General features: G+C 54.9%; 15 protein-coding genes. 6 read left to right on the top strand and 9 right to left on the bottom strand.

Annotated features, from left to right (window positions below):
* Positions 1–78 precede the first annotated feature (78 nt).
* Positions 79–693 carry a ribosome biogenesis GTP-binding protein YihA/YsxC gene (gene yihA / locus VK738_07900; protein HTD22562.1) on the top strand — a complete coding sequence of 205 codons (615 nt, stop codon included), beginning with the start codon at positions 79–81 and terminating at the stop codon, positions 691–693.
* A 66-nt stretch (positions 694–759) separates the two neighbouring features.
* On the opposite strand, the gene VK738_07895 is transcribed toward yihA, so the two are convergent.
* The 8 genes from VK738_07895 to VK738_07860 form a co-directional block, all read right to left on the bottom strand.
* Positions 760–3366, bottom strand: a complete 2607-nt coding sequence (locus VK738_07895) for a M1 family metallopeptidase (protein ID HTD22561.1) — start codon at positions 3364–3366, stop codon at positions 760–762.
* A 35-nt stretch (positions 3367–3401) separates the two neighbouring features.
* Entirely contained in the window at positions 3402–4700 is a 1299-nt protein-coding gene (gene hutI, locus VK738_07890; protein ID HTD22560.1) for an imidazolonepropionase, read from the bottom strand.
* Positions 4687–6393, bottom strand: coding sequence for a urocanate hydratase (gene hutU / locus VK738_07885; protein ID HTD22559.1), 1707 nt, complete (start codon positions 6391–6393; stop codon positions 4687–4689). The genes hutI and hutU overlap by 14 nt, the downstream gene beginning before the upstream one ends.
* 80 nt (positions 6394–6473) lie before the next feature.
* Positions 6474–6836, bottom strand: coding sequence for a hypothetical protein (locus VK738_07880; GenBank protein ID HTD22558.1), 363 nt, complete (start codon positions 6834–6836; stop codon positions 6474–6476).
* A 47-nt stretch (positions 6837–6883) separates the two neighbouring features.
* The gene (locus VK738_07875; protein ID HTD22557.1) at positions 6884–7282 is read right to left on the bottom strand and encodes a type II secretion system protein; all 399 of its coding nucleotides are present in this window, start codon (positions 7280–7282) and stop codon (positions 6884–6886) included.
* Between the two features lie 9 nt (positions 7283–7291).
* Positions 7292–7684, bottom strand: a complete 393-nt coding sequence (locus VK738_07870) for a type II secretion system protein (GenBank protein ID HTD22556.1) — start codon at positions 7682–7684, stop codon at positions 7292–7294.
* A complete protein-coding gene (locus tag VK738_07865; GenBank protein ID HTD22555.1) occupies positions 7678–8166 on the bottom strand; it encodes a type II secretion system protein in 489 nt (162 codons plus the stop codon). Before VK738_07865 ends, VK738_07870 begins: the two co-directional genes overlap by 7 nt.
* 19 nt (positions 8167–8185) lie before the next feature.
* A complete protein-coding gene (locus VK738_07860) occupies positions 8186–10744 on the bottom strand; it encodes a secretin N-terminal domain-containing protein (GenBank protein ID HTD22554.1) in 2559 nt (852 codons plus the stop codon).
* Positions 10745–10942: 198 nt separating this feature from the next.
* Between VK738_07860 and smpB the strand changes: the two genes are divergently transcribed.
* Entirely contained in the window at positions 10943–11470 is a 528-nt protein-coding gene (gene smpB / locus VK738_07855) for an SsrA-binding protein SmpB (GenBank protein HTD22553.1), read from the top strand.
* A 110-nt stretch (positions 11471–11580) separates the two neighbouring features.
* Positions 11581–13092, top strand: coding sequence for a leucyl aminopeptidase (locus VK738_07850; GenBank protein ID HTD22552.1), 1512 nt, complete (start codon positions 11581–11583; stop codon positions 13090–13092).
* Positions 13093–13249: 157 nt separating this feature from the next.
* Here VK738_07850 and VK738_07845 read toward each other — a convergent pair whose 3' ends face one another.
* Entirely contained in the window at positions 13250–14098 is an 849-nt protein-coding gene (locus VK738_07845) for a Rossmann-like and DUF2520 domain-containing protein (GenBank protein ID HTD22551.1), read from the bottom strand.
* A gap of 145 nt (positions 14099–14243) precedes the next feature.
* On the opposite strand from VK738_07845, the gene VK738_07840 reads away from it, so the two are divergent.
* From VK738_07840 to VK738_07830, 3 genes are all read left to right on the top strand, one after another.
* On the top strand, positions 14244–14804 hold the full coding sequence (locus VK738_07840) for an NUDIX hydrolase (GenBank protein HTD22550.1): 561 nt from the start codon (positions 14244–14246) through the stop codon (positions 14802–14804).
* Positions 14805–15119: 315 nt separating this feature from the next.
* Positions 15120–15323, top strand: coding sequence for a cold shock domain-containing protein (locus VK738_07835; GenBank protein ID HTD22549.1), 204 nt, complete (start codon positions 15120–15122; stop codon positions 15321–15323).
* A 120-nt stretch (positions 15324–15443) separates the two neighbouring features.
* Positions 15444–16550 (top strand): hypothetical protein, encoded by a 1107-nt coding sequence (locus VK738_07830; protein HTD22548.1) that lies wholly within the window; start codon positions 15444–15446, stop codon positions 16548–16550.
* Positions 16551–17201: the final 651 nt, after the last annotated feature.

Here is a 17201-nt window from a genome sequence, read left to right as displayed (position 1 = left end):
CTTTATTTTTTTTAGATTCGTAAAAAAACCTAATTGCTTTTCTCTGTGCCTCTGTGTCTCTGTGGTAAAAAAACCTGAATGAAAATTCACTGCAAATTCCTGACCTCTGCCGCCGACCCAGGGCAATTCCCTGCTCCAGCCGTTCCCGAGATCGCCTTTCTTGGACGTTCCAACGTCGGCAAATCGAGTCTTCTAAATTCTCTCGTCGGTGAGAAAATTGCTAACGTAAGCTCGACCCCGGGCAGAACCCGGACAATTAATTTTTTTGAAATTTATCTGCGCGCAAAAAGCGCGCTGCCGGATTTACGCTTTGCCGATTTGCCCGGCTACGGCTATGCCAAGCTTTCCAAAAGCATTACAGCCGAGTGGCCGAAGTTTATTGATCCCTATTTGACCGGACGCGAAAACCTGGCTGGCTGCATTGTGCTTGTGGATTCCAATGTCCCACCCCAGCCCAGTGATTTGCAATTGATCGAATTCCTGCGCGCAGCCCAGAGGAATTTACTGGTCGTCGCCACAAAGAGCGACCGGCTCTCTGGCAACAAACTCAACAACTCGTTAAGAATATTGGGCCGGGAATTGCAAATCGGACCGGTTCTCGCCTATTCCGCAAAAACCGGGACGGGTCGCGAAGAACTTTGGAAAGAGATAAAGAAAATCACATCAGAAGACACAGAAAAATACTCAATATAATTCTCGTTCCTGAGTGTGACCCAATTTTTCTCAGTGCCTCTGTGCATAGAAGCTTCTATTTGCACCCTACTGCCCGCTGCTATGTTGCTGCCCCAGCCAGGCATTCAGGTTCTGCTCCTGCTGTGCCTTCAGATCAATGCAGTTGCTAATGCTTTCTAGCGCACGCGGCAAGCTGCGCTCTGCGGCAGGCACTTTATGCTCGGTGAAAAACTGTTGTACCTCGTCGCGCGTTTTAGCGTCACAAAAAGAGTTGGTTGCCGTTACGATCTCCCGGCCGCTGGATTGCGTGGTCTTGGCTTGCACGCCGGACCAGTTTTGCCGCACCAGGTTCCAGACCTCCGAGCGAGCGGCCGGATTAGAAAACTGTCTGGCAATGAGCCCGGGGGCATCCTGGTTGCGGATCTCCGGCGAGAGTACCAGATTAAAAGTGCGCTGAATCAACTCCGGTTGGCGAAACTCCACCAGTGCCCTGACATAAAGGTAATACTCTTCCGGAGACTTCGCGTTCTTGGAACTTTCCAGGATCTTGTTGTACAAAGCCTCATCGCCTTCGACAGCAGCAACGCGGAACGCGGTGCGGACCAGCGTGGTATCTGCCGAAGCCGGGTTCTCCATGTACTGCAGCACCAGTTCGCGGGCTTTCTTCAGCGTCTCGGGATCGCGGCCAAGATAGCCGTAAGCTTCAAGGACTTTAGCGCGAAGGCTGCGGCGCTCATCACCCTCTCCCGGAGCCGATGACCAGCCCAACTCTTGTGCCGCCGGACGAAACAGATTACGCACAAATGTCTGGAACTGCTCGCGGTTGGAATCATCCAGGAGATCGCGGTCAATACTGGAAAGATTCTCCACCAGGATATCGATTGCAGAGAGGTTGCGCTCCTGCTGCATCCCCTGGATCAGAGAAAGATAGTCGCCCATGCGGTACTTGCCGGCGCGGACCGCAGCCCAGCTATCTCCCAACAGCGAAATGCGCTCCTGCGGCGAGAGTTTGGTCTCGGCAACCTCGCCCAATCGGCGCAACATCGCGGGATCGTAGACCGACCGGTAGTGGCCCACGGCATCGGCATTGGTGAATACCCACGGCGAGCAGCCGTTCAATTCGACGGTCTGCTCTTGCTTGGTAACAAGCTGGCAGCTCCTGCCTTTCTCGGTCTTTATGCAAACTGGGATTTGCCAAAGTTCACTCGAGGGTTGCTTCAGCAGCTTGCTGTCGTAGTAAAAACGCTGTTGCGAGAGTGTGACCTCGGTCCTGCCGTTTTTGCAGGCGGACTTCACGGTGAGCAACGGAGCGCCCGCCTGGGTAATGAAGGTGGGCATGATCTGGTCCACCGGTTTGTGTGAAGCTTCTGCAATCGCATTCCAGAAATCTTCCGAGGTGGCGTTGCCGTAAGCATGTTTTTCCAGATAGGCATTAACTCCTTTGCGGAAGACCTCGGGGCCCACGTAGGCTTCAATCATGCGCAAGACTGACGCCGCCTTTCCATAAGCGATGCCATCAAAGAGTTCGTCAATCTGGTTAGGGGTCTCGGCCTTGGCCCGAATCGGGCGCGTATGCTGCAAGGAATCGGTATTCAGCGCCATGCTGGTGGCCCGCGCCTTGTCTATATCAAGGTCCCAATCCTGCTTCCAGTCGGCTACTGGCTTCCTCGACATCCATGTGGCAAAGCCCTCGTTGAGCCAGATATCGTCCCACCACTTCATGGTCACAAGATCGCCGAACCACTGGTGCGCCATCTCATGTCCTAGAACATCGGCGACTTGCTTGTGCGCATCCACGGAGGCGGTTTTATCATCAATCGTCAACAAGGTCTCCCGGTAGAAGATGGCCGCGGTGTTTTCCATGGCTCCTGCCTCAAAGTCAGGCGCCGCGAGGATATCCAGCTTTCCGTACGGGTACTTGATGGAATAATAATTGTCATAAAAATGCAGGATGTGCTCGGCAGATTCGAGCGCAAAGCTCAACAGGTTTTTCTTGTCGGGCGTAGCGCAGACTCGGATAGGAATTCCATCCTGCGAACCCTCCTGGCAGTAAAAATCTCCCACCGCAAGCGCCACCAGGTAGGTAGACATCTTCGGCGTGGTCGAAAACTTAATGGTGTGCTGATTTTCGCCCGGGCCAGGCGTATCCGAGATGATTTTGCCGTTCGAAATGGCGGTATCGCCCTTGTCCGCGATCACCGTAACGTCAAACGTTGCTTTATACGATGGTTCATCGAAGCTGGGAAATGCACGCCGCGCATCCACCGCTTCGAGCTGACTTACGGCATATTTCCTTCCATTAGCGCGGCTCAAATACAGGCCGCGTAGCTGATTGTTCAGTTTGCCCTTGTAGTGAATATGCAGCAAGGCAGGACCGGCAGCGATAGGCTTGTCAAAGGTCAAAGTGACCATCTGATTTTCTGGGCCGTTGGTTACCTTGCCCATGAGGGTATCTTCGCCGAGATGCACCATGACGGCCTCAAAATCAATCTCCGCCGCATTGAGCACGATGACATTGTTGGGCTTCAACATGTGCAGGGTAATCTCTTCCTGGCCGGCAAAGGTGTCGGTCGCAAAGTCCGGCGTAAAGGTGAGCTTGTAATTCTCCGGAACGGCAATTTCCGGCAGTCGCTGTGCCCGGAGGCACGAGACCATGACAATCATGCTGCAGATTACACATACAATCGTTTTCATTTTGGGAATCTATCTCCAGTGTAAGACTTATAATTTCATGCATTGCGGACAGAAACTGTCCCATTCAAAATAGTGGTCGAGCACCGATTACCGCCAACCCAATAAGCGATTTCGCGGTAGTCCTCCGCTTCAAAAACGGCCAGATCAGCGTCCTTCCCTGGCTCCAGGCTCCCTTTGCGCTCTGCCAGCCGCAGAGCATGGGCGCCGTTGATTGTGGCTGCGGCAATGGCTTCGGCAGGCGTCATCTTCATGTGCGTGCAGGCCAACGACAGGACAAACTGCATATTGCTCGTCGGCGAGGTTCCCGGATTATAGTCGGTTGCCAGCGCTACCGGCACTCCGCCGTCAATCAAAGTGCGTGCCGGCGGAAATTTTTCTAATCCTAGAAAGTAATTCGATCCCGGCAGCAGGGTCACGACCGTATCGCGTCTTGCTAGCTGCGGGATGTCTTCGCCGTTGATGCAATCCATGTGGTCGAATGAAGCCGGATGAAAACGCAGCAACGGCCACAGCTCTGCTGACGAGAACTGGCCTGCATGCGCTCGCACGCCCAGCCCATGCTGTGTTGCGGCCGCGAAAACCTGCTCACAGGCTTCCAGGTTAAACGCTCCGCGTTCGTAAAAGATGTCCACGAATGCGGCCAGCTTTCGTTTGCTGGCCAGTGGGATCATCTTTTCGCAAACTTCGCGAAGGTAACGCTCGGGTTTATTCTGAAACTCTTTTGGAACCACATGTGCGCCTAATAGTGTAGCCACCACCGTCCCCGGCCATGCCTTGGCCGCCTGCTGGATGGCTTCCAACGATTTGATTTCTGCTTCCACGCTGAGGCCGTAACCTGACTTGGCCTCTACCGTGCATGTCCCCTGCGCCGCCATCTCCTGCAATGTGGCCAGCGCCCGTTGAGCCAGGATTTTTGCCGGTGCTTTGCGGAGAGCTTCCACGCTGCTGCGGATGCCGCCGCCGGCTTCAGCTATTTCTTCATAAGTCGCTCCGGCAATGCGTTTGTCGAAATCCACGAGTCGCGGAGCGGCAAAAACAAGGTGAGTGTGCGAATCAACGAAACCTGGAAGGACCACTTTCTGTTGGCAGTCAATTTCTTCAACGGACTTCAGCTTCTTGCGCGCAGGATGCCGCAGCACCTCGCGCTGTTTGCCGGCAGCCAGAATTTTGCCGCCGTCGCAAAGCACGGCCGCATCTTCGATGATTCCCACGTCGTTGAGTTCGTGCGCGCGGCGCGGGCCTTGACCTTTACCGGGAGCGTGCAATGTCAGCAACTCGCCAATATTGGCTAGTAGCAATGCGCTTGCGGATTGCTTCTTTTTACTTGCTGTCACCGGAACCTGCTGGATTGCGCTTCATGGGAATTTTCACACCTTTGCGCTGGGCGAAGTCAATGGCGGCCTCATATCCTGCATCAGCATGGCGTATGATTCCCATTCCGGGATCGCAGGTCAGCACCCGCTCAATACGCTTCGCCATCGCCTCGCTGCCATCGGCGACCGTCACCTGGCCGGCATGCAGAGAATAACCAATTCCCACGCCTCCGCCGTTATGCACTGAGACCCATGAAGCGCCGCTTGCAGTGTTGAGCAGCGCATTCAAGATGGGCCAGTCGGCGACGGCATCAGAACCATCCTTCATGGCTTCGGTCTCACGATAGGGCGACGCCACCGAGCCACAGTCCAGATGATCGCGCCCTATTACAATTGGGGCCTTGAGCTTGCCATTCTTAACCATCTCATTGATAGCCTGGCCAAACTGAGCGCGCTCGCCATATCCCAGCCAGCAGATGCGCGCCGGCAGCCCCTGAAACTTGATTCGCTTGCGTGCCAGATTGATCCAGCGGCTCAGGATCTGGTTTTGTGGAAACATCTCCAGAACTAGATTGTCTGTCGCGGCAATATCGCCAGGATCGCCTGAGAGCGCCACCCAACGGAATGGCCCACGCCCCTCGCAAAACAACGGGCGGATATACTCCGGTACGAATCCTGGAAAATCATAGGCATTCTTCACGCCGTGTTGATGGGCGAAGGTACGAATGTTGTTGCCGTAGTCAAACGTCACCGCGCCCATCTTTTGCAGCACCAGCATTCCTTCCACATGCCGAGCAATCGAATCCAGCGAGCGTTCTTCGTATCCTTTAGGATCGCGTTTGCGCAACTCCGTGGCCTCGACCGGGGAGAGCCCTCGCGCAATGTAACCGTTCAGGGGATCGTGGGCTGAGGTCTGGTCGGTAAGCAGATCAGGCACAACTCCGCGCGCCGCCAGTTCGGGAACAACGTCGGCACAGTTCCCCACTAACCCAACCGAGACCGCCTGTTTTTTGCGGATAGCATTCTTGAGAATGCGCAAAGCTTCATCCAGCGTATTGACCATGAAGTCGCAGTAGCCGGTCTTGAGGCGCTTCTTGATGCGCTCGGCGTCTACTTCGATTCCCAGGAACGCCGCTCCCGCCATAGTGGCGGCCAGGGGCTGAGCCCCGCCCATGCCTCCCATGCCGCCGCTGACCACGAGCTTCCCTTCCAGGCTCCCTCCGAAATGCTTCTCCCCAGCGGCAGAAAAGGTCTCAAAGGTCCCTTGCACGATGCCTTGCGAGCCGATGTAAATCCACGAGCCCGCGGTCATCTGGCCGTACATCATCAAACCGGCGCGCTCCAGTTCATTGAATTTTTCCCAGTTGGACCAATGCCCCACCAGGTTGGAGTTGGCAATCAGGACCCGCGGCGCATGTTCATGTGTCTGGAAGACACCCACCGGCTTGCCTGACTGCACCAGCAGGGTCTCATCATTTTCCAACTCCTTGAGAGCAGCGATAATCGCGTGATAGCAATCCCAGTTGCGGACAGCGCGGCCCGTGCCCCCATAGACCACCAGGTCGCGCGGTCGCTCGCCAACTTCTTCATCGAGGTTGTTCATGAGCATGCGCATGGCGGCCTCCTGCTGCCAGCCTTTGCAGGAGAGGGTGTTGCCGCGCGGCGCGTGAATGGGCGTGTAGCTCTGCCGGAGAGTTTCCGTCTCAGTAGGCATCACAACGATGTTAGACGAAATGAGCGATGTGGAGCAATTGGCAAGGAAATACGGGCTAATGTGTGAGCGATGATGGGCAATTACCACGTACTGTACGCAGTGCCATCCGCGCCTATCGTATCGGAGCTGCTGTGGACATCATCAATGCCGATCTCCGTCCCCTCGAAGCTTGCGTCGGCTTCCATGACAGGGTTCCAATCGGCCTTGCCTGTCATCGGGTCCTTGGGGATCTGTTTCAGGTACCCATCGGTCACCAGATCGTCGAGTGCTGCCGGCGCGCGTTTTTTGTCGTAAGTGTACTCGTCAATCGCACGGCGTATGTTGAAAAGATCGTCTTTTAATACTGTCTCTTTCGCGTGAAGTATGTGGCGCTTGTACGCGCAACTGGATAGGGACATCGCAACTAGCAACAAACCAACGATTTTCGCCGTGCGAATCCGCATTCCATCACCACAAACTGAGTACTGGGTACCGAGTACTGAGTACTGTTTTACCAAGAGCTGTACTCAGTGCCTTCCGTGCTCGTCAGGTTTGAGCTGCTGTGGACGTCATCAATGCCGGCATCGGTCTGGTCGAGATATTGCATCACATCGGCCTCTACCGTGACCTGCCAGTTCGTGTCATGGGTCATGGGGTCTTCCGGAATCTGCTTCAGATATCCCGCGGCCACCAGATCGTCGAGAGCTTGCGGCGCTTTTTTCTTGTCGTAGGTATATTCATCAATCATGCGGCGCAGGGTGAACAGATCGTTTCTCAGGGTAGTTTCCTTTGCCCTCAGGATTGACCGCTTGAACATGGGAATAGCAAATGACAGGAGAATAGAAATTATGCTGAGGACGACCATCAACTCAATAAGCGTAAGGCCGCGTTGTCTGCGTGAGATCACCATTCCGAATACCTACCACGTGCTGTACGCTGCGCCATCCGAGCCTATCGCATCGGAGCTGCTATGGATATCGTCAATGCCGATCTCCGTCCCCTCGAAGCTTGCATCAGCTTCCATGACAGGGTTCCAGTTGGGCAGCTTAGTCATCGGATCCGGAGGAATCTGGTGCAGGTACCCATCGGTCACCAGGTCGTCGAGCGACGCCGGCGCCCGTTTCTTGTCGTAGGTGTATTCGTCAATCGTGCGGCGCAGGGTAAACAAATCATCTTTCAGGACGGTTTCTCTTGCCCTCAATATGGATTGTTTATACATGGGGACCGCAAGCGACACCAGGATCAGGATCATACTGATCACGATCAGTAGCTCAATGAGCGTAAAGCCGCGCTGTTTGCGTGAAATTACCATTCCGAATATTTTGTCCCGTCGAGTGCCGTGCCATTTGATTTGGTGTAAACGTCAAAAACATTCTGCTCGCCCCAGGAATTTGAGTCCGGATCATCTTGCAGCGAGCGCATCCCCCACTCCGCTTTGCCCGTCAGGGGATCAACAGGAATGCGGCGCAAGAAGCGGATGGTCTTCCCTTGCACATCCACACCCTTCACCAGCGTATCCAAATCAGGGGGATAGCCTTCGCTTCCCAGCTTGATCTGGAAAGCACCGCGATCGGCAGCATCTTTGTAGCGGTCAATGGCATCGCGCATCTCCCAGAGATCGTGGCGCAGCTCTTTCTCTTTCTCTCTTTTAATCCGAACGCGCATCACGGGTATGGCCGCGCCAGTCAGAATTGCAAGAATAGCGACGGCTGCAATCAGTTCGATGAGCGTAAGCCCACGTTCGTGGTGCCGTGCATTCCCTGCTATCAACCGTTTCTGCAAAAGCCATTTCACGGTAAAAATTACCTCTGTATTACAACGGAGGAGGAAAATTCAAAATCTTGACTGCCGTCTGCCCCGTGACGTTGACCGGGATTAAGCCCGTCAAGCTTTTGGGCGCAACACTGGCAGGCGTTAGAACGTAGTCGCCGGGTTTGTTCAGCAAAAAAACCAGGGTCAACACTGCACCCTGTCCTGGAACTCCCGGCGCGCTGGGCGCTCGGATAACGGCGGCGTGCACCACTCCATTCTCCGCGCGTCGTACCACCGTTGCCGGCTGGTTGTCGCTCGAGAGATAGCCTCCATTGGTCACATTGAGCAATTCCATCGCCGTAGGATCGTATTTAAGTTCCATTGAGAAATCATGCACGGGCGATGCGCTGTCGAGCATCACGTTCACTGCTGCCGTGGTTCCGGCTGCCTGCGTGATGACCGGGGGATCCAAGCGCACAGAAGCTTTACCGCTAGCTGCCGGAGCAGGAGGGGAAGGCGAAGAAGGAGCAGTGCCGTCCTGTGCTGACTGTCCTCCCTGAGGCAATTGCAATCCAGCAACCGGATTCGTTACTGGCGGCGAAGCAACCGGTGGAGGCTGCACGCCATCGGTTCCCGTAGGCGCCGGGCTGGGCGTATTCATCGCCGTTGCGCCCTGCGGCGGATTAGCATTCAGCGGAACTGTCTGTGGCGGTGGCACAGGTTGCTGTGGTGGATTTTGCTGCGCCGGTGGAACAAATTGCTGCGGCGTTGGTTGCACGGGCGCTGGCTGCGGCGCTGGTTGCTGCTGGACCGGCGGCTGCGACTTCACCGAATTCCGGCGCAGCTCCACTGTGTTGCCGTTACCGATATCCAGGGAGCGCCGATTGAGCGGCGTGACCTCTTGCATACGTACGATGTGCGGAATCAGCACAAATACAATCTCGTTTACATTGTGGTCCACATGTTCTTTGGCGAACAGGTATCGGAACAGCGGGATTCTTCCCAATCCGGGCAGGCCACTCCAGCTCTTGACATCTGAGTCTTCGAAAATCCCACCGAGAATGTTGATTTCGCCTTCCTTAAGGCGAATTTCATGATCAATCTTGCGCTGTCCAATAATCGGCTGGCTGATGCCCCCGATGTCCACGTTGCTTGTGACCGAGGAGATTTCAAGCGAAATCTTGAGTGTCACTTCGCGGTTGGCATGTACCGTGGGCGTAATTTCAACATTGACGCCCACATCCAGGTACTGGAACTGTGTGTTCACCAGTCCGCTGAAGCTGCCGTTGGTGCCGGTTGTCCCCGAAAATGGATTGCCGATTGAGCCGGTAGCTACGGGAACACGATCACCGATCTTGAGCGTTGCCTTCGCTCCATTCACGGCTCGAAGTTCCGGGCTTTGTATGACCTTGCTGTCACTGTCGCTGAACAGGAACGATGCTGTCGCTTGCGGAGCGGTTACGGCATAACTTTGCGAACCTATGTGCTTAAAGGTGTTGAAGGTCAGCCCCGAGGCAGCAGCAGCAGGCGTAGTGGGGGTGGTGTTGTTATTAGTCCCAGTGTTGGTGGTGGTGGTTGCGGGGGCGGTTGTGGTTACGCCCTGAAGTTGGACGGTTACGGAACTGGGAGGCGTAATCCCAAGGTCACGCATGCGGTCGCGGTTGACCTGCATGATGGCAACATCTACCACTACCTCGGCTTTGGGCTTGTCTATGTCATCAATCAATTTTTCTGCCAAGGCTATCTGGTCGGGTGTACCCCGCACCACGATGGCATTCTGAGAAATCAGTTGCTGCACACGGTCAATCTGTAATACCGCGCGCAGAGTATTCACAATGTCCTGCAAGTCTGTGTTCTGCGAAACATTGGAGAGATAAAAGGTCTTGATGACGTTCTGCTCTAATTCCTTCCGTTTGGTGGGGTTATCGGAGGCAATAAAAATGGTATTGCCGGTCACCGGCCGCCAGAAAGTCTTGGACTCGAAAGCTACAATCGCGAGCGCGTCCTGCAGCGAAACCCCATTCAGTTCAATGCGGATGCGGCGCGATGTATAGTCCGGATCAAACAACACGTTGATCCCCGCCAGTTTGCCGATGGTCTCATAGATCATGCGGCTGTCTTCCGTCAGCTTGAGTGTGATGGGTTGGTCTGAGATCGGCTGCAATTCCACCGGCCCCTGCGCCTGTTGCAACATGGTGGAAATAGGCCCTTGCGAGAGCATTTCATTTTCTGAGGATGACGGTTTTTGGTTGGCCTCGTCTATCATGCGGCGCGTCTGGCGGATCTCCTGCTGGGCAATATCCATGGAGGGATCAATGGCAGCCGCCGCCTCAAATTGCGCCAGCGCGTCTTCTAACCTGCCCCCGTCACGCAGAAGTTGGCCGCGATGGACTTTCACCGCCGCTGCATAAAACCGGGTACGCTCGAAGGCTGTCCGGTAGCGTAGGTCCTTGGGATCTTTATCGTAGGCCTGCTTGAAAAACTCATATGCGGTTTCGTATTTTTGGGCTGCCTCCGCGTCCTTCCCTTTTTTATAGAGGGAACCAGGTGATTCGGCCTGAAGCACAGGCGAGGTTAACAGGCAAATAACCAATACCAGACGAACACTGAATTGGTTCATATAGGAACTTGGATTCAAGGCAGAAAAAAAGGTTTTCAAATACCCCATCCGGTGGAAAAAAATATCCCTATGTCATACTAAGCGGGTGAACCCGATAAAACACAGGAAGCAAGCATTATACATCGCATTGCCCGCTAAAATTCGTGTGCTAGCATACAAAGTTACCTTAGTCATTGTGTCGCAAGAGTAAAGTTTGCCATGCCGCGCCAGCCCTCACATCAGAACCGCCCGGAGAAGCCCAAGAACACCAAGCGTGATCCCGTCGCTAGTGGCGAGCGCGACGCCACTATAAACCGCTCGGCATCGCATAACTACTTTCTGCTCGAAAAATTTGAAGCCGGCATGATATTGAGTGGCACTGAGGTCAAATCGATCCGCGCCGGCCACGCCAACCTGAAAGACGCCTACGGAATTATCAAAGACGGTGAATTATGGCTGTTGAACGCCCATATTGGCCCCTACGACCACGGCAATATCTTTAATCACGCGCCTCTGCGGACGCGCAAGCTGCTGGTTCACAAAGAAGAACTGCGCAAGCTGATCGGCAAAACCCAGCAAAAGGGGCTGACGCTCATCCCTACGCGCATTTATTTTAAGAATGGCAGGGCAAAATGTGAATTGGCCTTGGCCCGCGGTAAGCAACTCTGGGACAAGCGCGAAACCGAGCGCCGCAAAACCGCCGATGCCGAAGCCCGCGCCGCGATCTCGCGAGCCCGAAGAAGCTAGTTAACCACAGAGAGACAGAGGCACACCCAATGACCCGATGACTCAATGAACCAATGACTCAATTCTCTGTGTCTCTGTGGTAAAAAATATGTCTGTGGTGAAAACAACCTATGCAAACATTGCTGAAAATTTCTAATCCCGCTGAAATCGAAACCGAATGCCTGGCCGTAATTGCCCTCGACAATGGCGAAAAAGACAAGAACTCCGCCCGGGTTGCCACAGAAGAAAAAGCTGTCGCTGATGCTGTAGCTGACCTGATTTCGAGCGGCGAAGTTACCGGCAAGACACTTGAAACTGTTTTGCTTCATGCTCCGCGCGGATTGAAGGCCAAGCGGCTGTTGATCATCGGCGGAGGCAAGGCGAAAAACTTTTCTGCTTATGAGTTGCGCAAAGCCGCCGGCACGGCGGTGCGCTTCCTGAAGCCTAGGGGGTTACGCAAGCTCGCCTTCCTGACGCCCTCCGGTTTTGACGGTGCAGGCAATGCGCTAAGGGCCATCGTCGAAGGAGCTTTAGTAGGCGACTTCGATCCTGATACTTACAAATCCGACCGCAAAGACCAGAGCGTGCATGAGTTCACAGTTGTAGCTCCGGCCAATGGCAACCAGCAGGAGTTAGACCGTGCTCTACAGGAAGCACGCGTTGTCGGCGAGTCGCAAAACTTCACCCGGGAACTGGTCAACGAGCCGAGCAATCGGATGACTCCCACCATACTCGCCACCCGTGCCCGTCAGATGTGCGAAGAAATCAAGTCGCCGCATTTGAAATGCGAGATCCTCGACGGCGACGCCATCCGGCAGCTCAAAATGGGGGCATTCTGGAGCGTGGCGCAGGGCTCCGATGAACCGCCTGCCCTGATTGTCATGCGCTACTCGCCTCCGGGCGCGCCGGAAAAACCGGTGTTGGGTCTGGTAGGCAAAGGCGTTACTTTTGACACCGGCGGAATTTCCATCAAACCCGCCGACGGCATGGAAAAGATGAAATATGACATGGCCGGTGGTGCGGCCATGATCGGCGCCATGCGCGCCATTGCCTTGCTGCAGCCCAAGATCAAGGTGATTGGCATTGTCTGCGCTACGGAAAACATGCCGTCCGGCAAGGCCCAGAAACCTGGCGACGTGCAGATTGCCATGTCGGGCAAATCCATTGAGATCATCAACACCGATGCCGAAGGCCGCCTTGTACTCGCCGATGGCCTCTATTACGCTCGCCAGCTCGGCTGCACTCATCTCATTGATGCCGCCACACTCACCGGTGCCTGCGTCGTAGCGCTGGGCATGGTGAATGCTGGGGTTTTCGCCAACAATGACGACATCTACGAACGCTTCTCTAAGGCTTTACAGCGCTCCGGAGAAAAGATGTGGCGGCTGCCGCTCGACGGCGAGTATCAGGAGCTGATCCGCTCCGGGATCGCCGACATCGTGAACAGCGGCGGACGCTGGGGTGGAGCTGTAACTGCCGCCATGTTCCTGAAGGAGTTCGTAGATGAGACTCCCTGGATCCATCTCGACATCGCGGGTGTCGCCTGGATGGAAGAAAACAAATCCTGGATCGCCAAGGGCCCCAGCGGTGTCCCCGTGCGTTCCCTGGTCGAATTCGTCCGCAGCTTTGAAAACAAAAACTAATGAGAATTACGGTTTTCGATTTTTGATTGACGATTTGTTGAGAATATCTTAGGAGCCAATCCGCATTCCTCTGCGGCAAAGGTTTTTTGCTTTTCTCTGTGTCTCTGTGGTGAAACAATTCTAAAAAACCTCCGCGTTCCTCTGCGTCCTCGGCGGTTTAATTCTGCAGGATCCGCTCAAGCTGCATCCTGTTCCCCACCGGCAGCGTGCCCAACGCCACCCGCACCAGCGCAACGTAGGCCGTCCGCGCCAGTGGTACTTTTTTTAGAGCCGCAAGATGTTTGCGGATCGTCTCCACGTCACCCCGCTTGATCGGCCCACTAAACGAGGCCGCTGCGCCCTGCTTCGCGTAGTTCTCGACGGTGCGCAGCAAGATGGGCTGCATCACCCGGCCAAGCTCCGCCTGAGGAATCTTCGCCTGCCTCGCGACCTTTTCACCCGCAGTGAGCAGAGCAATGATCAGCGGCGAACAAAATGCTCCAATTGCATGGTAGAGGACCTTGTTCTCTTTGCGAATCTGGAACGGATATCCTCCTAAATCCCTGGCAATACGTTGCGCGGCCCGCACGGCAGTGGCATCACCTTCAAGAGCGAAAGCTACGCCATTCATGCCGGCAGCCTTGCCCGCTACAAATGTCATCATCGGATGGACGGATGCAATCGCTGCCCCCCGCCGCTTCAGCGCACGCAGCTCATCGCTGCCTAGCGCGCCCGAGGAATGTAACGCGATCTTTCCCTTCCAAGCGGTTCCAGGCTCATACTCTTCTGCGCTGCTGCGAATACTGTCATCGTTCACACAAAACCAGATGATGTCAGCAGAAAGCCGGGCCTTTGAACTGGCCGCTGCGCGGGCCCTTACCTGCCGGGCCAGCCGTTGGGCGCGGCGGAGCGATGTCGGACGAGCCACAATTTCGTCAATCCGGTATCCCGCCCGGCGCAATGCTACAGCCAATGCGTTGGCAATATTGCCCGCGCCGATCAGAGTAATGCTGGGTCTGGTAGCCATGCTTTGAAGAATAGCAAAACAAGCTTTTAGCTTTTGGCTTTTAGCTTTTTCTCTGTGCCTCTAAGTTTCTGTGGTGAATATTTTCTCAATGACTCAATGACCCGATGACTGAATCCCACAATTGTCCGCAATGCTACTATTTCTCATGTCTACTTCACGCAAGACAAAAGCCTCTCGTGTAATTTCCTCCAAGGTTGTCTTTCGCGGCCCGATATTCAATGTTGTTACCGAACAGGTGCGGGAGCCCGGCGGATACATCGCCCGCCGTGACATCGTTCGTCATCCCGGCTCTGTCGTCATTCTGCCGGTGGAGAGCGCCGGAGCTACGCCCCGTGTCCTTTTGGAGCGGCAATACCGCCATGCTACAGGGAGCATGCTTTGGGAGCTGCCTGCGGGGAAAATTGATCCCGGCGAAGCCCCGCTTGCCGCCGCCAAGCGCGAGTTGAAAGAAGAAACCGGTTATACGGCAACCCGGTGGAGTTTGGCCCTGCGTTTCTATGTTAGTCCGGGATTTCTGGATGAACGCATGTCGGTTTTTCTGGCGCATGACATTCGCAAGGGCGAAGCCACGCCGGAAGAAGATGAAGTCATCACCATACACCTTGTTCCGCTGCCTAAAGCCGTGGGCATGGCCGTGAACGGTACCATTCAAGATGCCAAAACCATTGCCTCCATCTTATGGCTGGAGCGCAAGTTACGGGCCTAAGCATTTTCTTTTATTGCGTTTGTGGGCATCTCGCGATACGATACTTTCGCTCGCAGATCTTCCCCCCAGGAGCAACTGCTGGCGAAGCGCCAGTGGTTTACTAACTTGACAACGGCGGCGGTATGGCCGCTAAAATTAAGTTAAACAATGCCAGCAAACAGGTTTCTCATTGCTTGGCAAGCTGGCCCTATTGGGTTGGCCTCCCCCCGTGAAGCAATAAAACCTGCTTGAAGCAATCGTCAGGGAAGAAACTCGTGTGTTCACTCCGCAACTGCGGACTGGATCCGAGGTACGGAGGAAGAGTAAGTGTCTCAAATGAAAGGTAAAGTTAAGTGGTTCAACAACGCGAAGGGATTTGGATTTATCGGGCGTGACGAAGGACCTGATGTTTTCGTCCACTACAGCGCCATCATCTCTGAGGGATACAAGAGCCTTCAGGAAGGTGACGAGGTTGAGTTTGAAATTGTCCAGGGTCAAAAGGGTCCTCAGGCCGATAAAGTTCAAAAAGTACAGAATTAACAATTAACCCCGTCTACCCCCCTTTTTTACCCAGTCCTCAATAGGGTCTGGGTTTTGTTTTGAAGGACATGGCCTCCTGAGCGGTTTCCCTGAGAGTGTCTCCATCGTATACTCTCCCCAATGGGTGGAACCGTTTACCGAGAGCCTCAGCGTCTACAAGGCAAGGGTACTCCCTCGCTCCGGCGGGTCAAAACCAACTGGTGGTTGATCATCGCCGTTGTCGTTGTATTTGTTCTGGCTGCGCTGTGGCTGGCATCCCAGATTTTTCACTCCAACGAGCCTGCCCCTGTGCCGGTTATCGCCGGAACCTCCAGTCGCTCGCTGGCCATCTCCGGCGATGGAAAACTGCTGGCCTCTGGAGCTCTCGATGGGACCCTGCGCGTCTTTTCCACGGAAAATGGACACGCACGGTCCATGACCAGGCTGCCTTCTGCAGTTATGGCGCTGACTTTTGGGCCAGGGGATACTCTCTTTGCCTTAGTGCAGAATGATTCCCGGTTACATATTTTTTCCGGTGATTTGACCGTGCACTCTGAGCGCGAGGTACAGCCTCATCCTCATGATCTTGCCTGGTCGCAGACCCTGGATGGCGTCATCGTAATCAGCGGTGGCATAGACGAGGTTCATCCCAAGCTTGAAATCTTCCCGGCGCAGCCCATGGGAATTGTTGAATCGACGGTGCAACTCTACGATTTGCGCGCCTGGAGCGCCCCTCGTAGTGTGGCCGCCAGCAGTGATGGTACGCGTATAGCCATTGCCCTTTCCGCCCGCAAGAACAATCTTATTTTTTACGATCCCAAAGTGCGCCGCATAGCCGCCGTGCTCACCGTGGATGGCACCCCGCAGGGCATGGCATTTTCTGAAAAAGAGGAGCGCCTGTGGGTAGCCTCGCCTGCTACAGAAACCATCACCGAAATCAGTCCGCGCTCCACGGTCACTACGGCTTATCCCAAGGGGGCTTCCACATCCCCGCCCATCATGATTGCGGTCAATGAAGCGGCGCGGCGCGCTTACACCAGCGGATCGCTTACCTTTCCTGAAGTAGACCTCGACCAAAACAAAATCGTCCGCACCGTGGAACTTCCCTTCCGCTCGGCCGCTATCGTGCTCTCGCCCGATGGCAAAACGGCTTATGTCAGTGCCGATGATCAGAACCGGATCGGCGTGGTTGACGTGCAGAATATGAAGTATCTGCGCGACATCACCTGGGTGTCCCCGTCCAAGTAGTTCCCGTTCGCTGGAAATCCCGAAATCCGGCGGCACCCCCACCCACTTGCTAGCAGGGGTCGGGCGTGCCAAAAACCACGTCTGACCCGCATCATTACTGGCGAAAATCAATTCGGGGTAGGGGACTTGCTGAAGCAGTTCCCGGTTCTCAGTTCTCAGGTGAAGTGCGATCACTTTGGCCGCTCAAGTCTTGGACGATGGGGTACTTGCAGCAAGTGGGTGGAGCCCTAAAAACAACGTTGATTGCCGCGTATTTGGCGGGGAAAGTCGAGGTCGGTGTGGAGACTTGCTGGAAGTACTCGTACCAGTCCTCAGAATCCCGCATCGCAAATAAGTTTTCAAAGAACCTTCTTCACTTCTAAGGGCTCCGCGGTTATCCGCTATGCCCTCGCGCTCCGCTCGCGCGACTCGGCGCTCGCTTCGCGCTCCGGGCCAAAGCCCGGCATTCTTGAATGCCTGACGGAGACACACGTCTGGCAAAATTATGGCTTGTAGTATCCAAGAAGTCGATGTTTTGATACCAACGTGATATCACTTCTGAGGTAAGCGTCCGGCCGGCACCGTGCTGATGCCTTGAACTGGGGTTATGAGTACTATGGCGATGTTACGACAGTTGAGCAAATCCCCTCCCGTTTCCACAGTTCTTGCACC

This window comes from Terriglobales bacterium (assembly GCA_035487355.1).
Taxonomy (GTDB): Bacteria; Acidobacteriota; Terriglobia; order Terriglobales; family Acidobacteriaceae; genus QIAW01.
The sequence above is the reverse complement of the archived record's forward strand: the minus strand, read 5'-3'. Positions and strand labels throughout refer to the sequence as shown.

Coding starts and splice junctions, on each gene's coding strand:
- yihA (HTD22562.1), top strand. CDS start 79: ATGAAAATTCACTGCAAATTCCTGACCTCTGCCGCCGACCCAGGGCAA.
- VK738_07895 (HTD22561.1), bottom strand. CDS start 3,366: ATGAAAACGATTGTATGTGTAATCTGCAGCATGATTGTCATGGTCTCG.
- hutU (HTD22559.1), bottom strand. CDS start 6,393: ATGCCTACTGAGACGGAAACTCTCCGGCAGAGCTACACGCCCATTCAC.
- VK738_07880 (HTD22558.1), bottom strand. CDS start 6,836: ATGCGGATTCGCACGGCGAAAATCGTTGGTTTGTTGCTAGTTGCGATG.
- VK738_07875 (HTD22557.1), bottom strand. CDS start 7,282: ATGGTGATCTCACGCAGACAACGCGGCCTTACGCTTATTGAGTTGATG.
- VK738_07870 (HTD22556.1), bottom strand. CDS start 7,684: ATGGTAATTTCACGCAAACAGCGCGGCTTTACGCTCATTGAGCTACTG.
- VK738_07860 (HTD22554.1), bottom strand. CDS start 10,744: ATGAACCAATTCAGTGTTCGTCTGGTATTGGTTATTTGCCTGTTAACC.
- smpB (HTD22553.1), top strand. CDS start 10,943: ATGCCGCGCCAGCCCTCACATCAGAACCGCCCGGAGAAGCCCAAGAAC.
- VK738_07850 (HTD22552.1), top strand. CDS start 11,581: ATGCAAACATTGCTGAAAATTTCTAATCCCGCTGAAATCGAAACCGAA.
- VK738_07845 (HTD22551.1), bottom strand. CDS start 14,098: ATGGCTACCAGACCCAGCATTACTCTGATCGGCGCGGGCAATATTGCC.
- VK738_07840 (HTD22550.1), top strand. CDS start 14,244: ATGTCTACTTCACGCAAGACAAAAGCCTCTCGTGTAATTTCCTCCAAG.
- VK738_07835 (HTD22549.1), top strand. CDS start 15,120: ATGAAAGGTAAAGTTAAGTGGTTCAACAACGCGAAGGGATTTGGATTT.
- VK738_07830 (HTD22548.1), top strand. CDS start 15,444: ATGGGTGGAACCGTTTACCGAGAGCCTCAGCGTCTACAAGGCAAGGGT.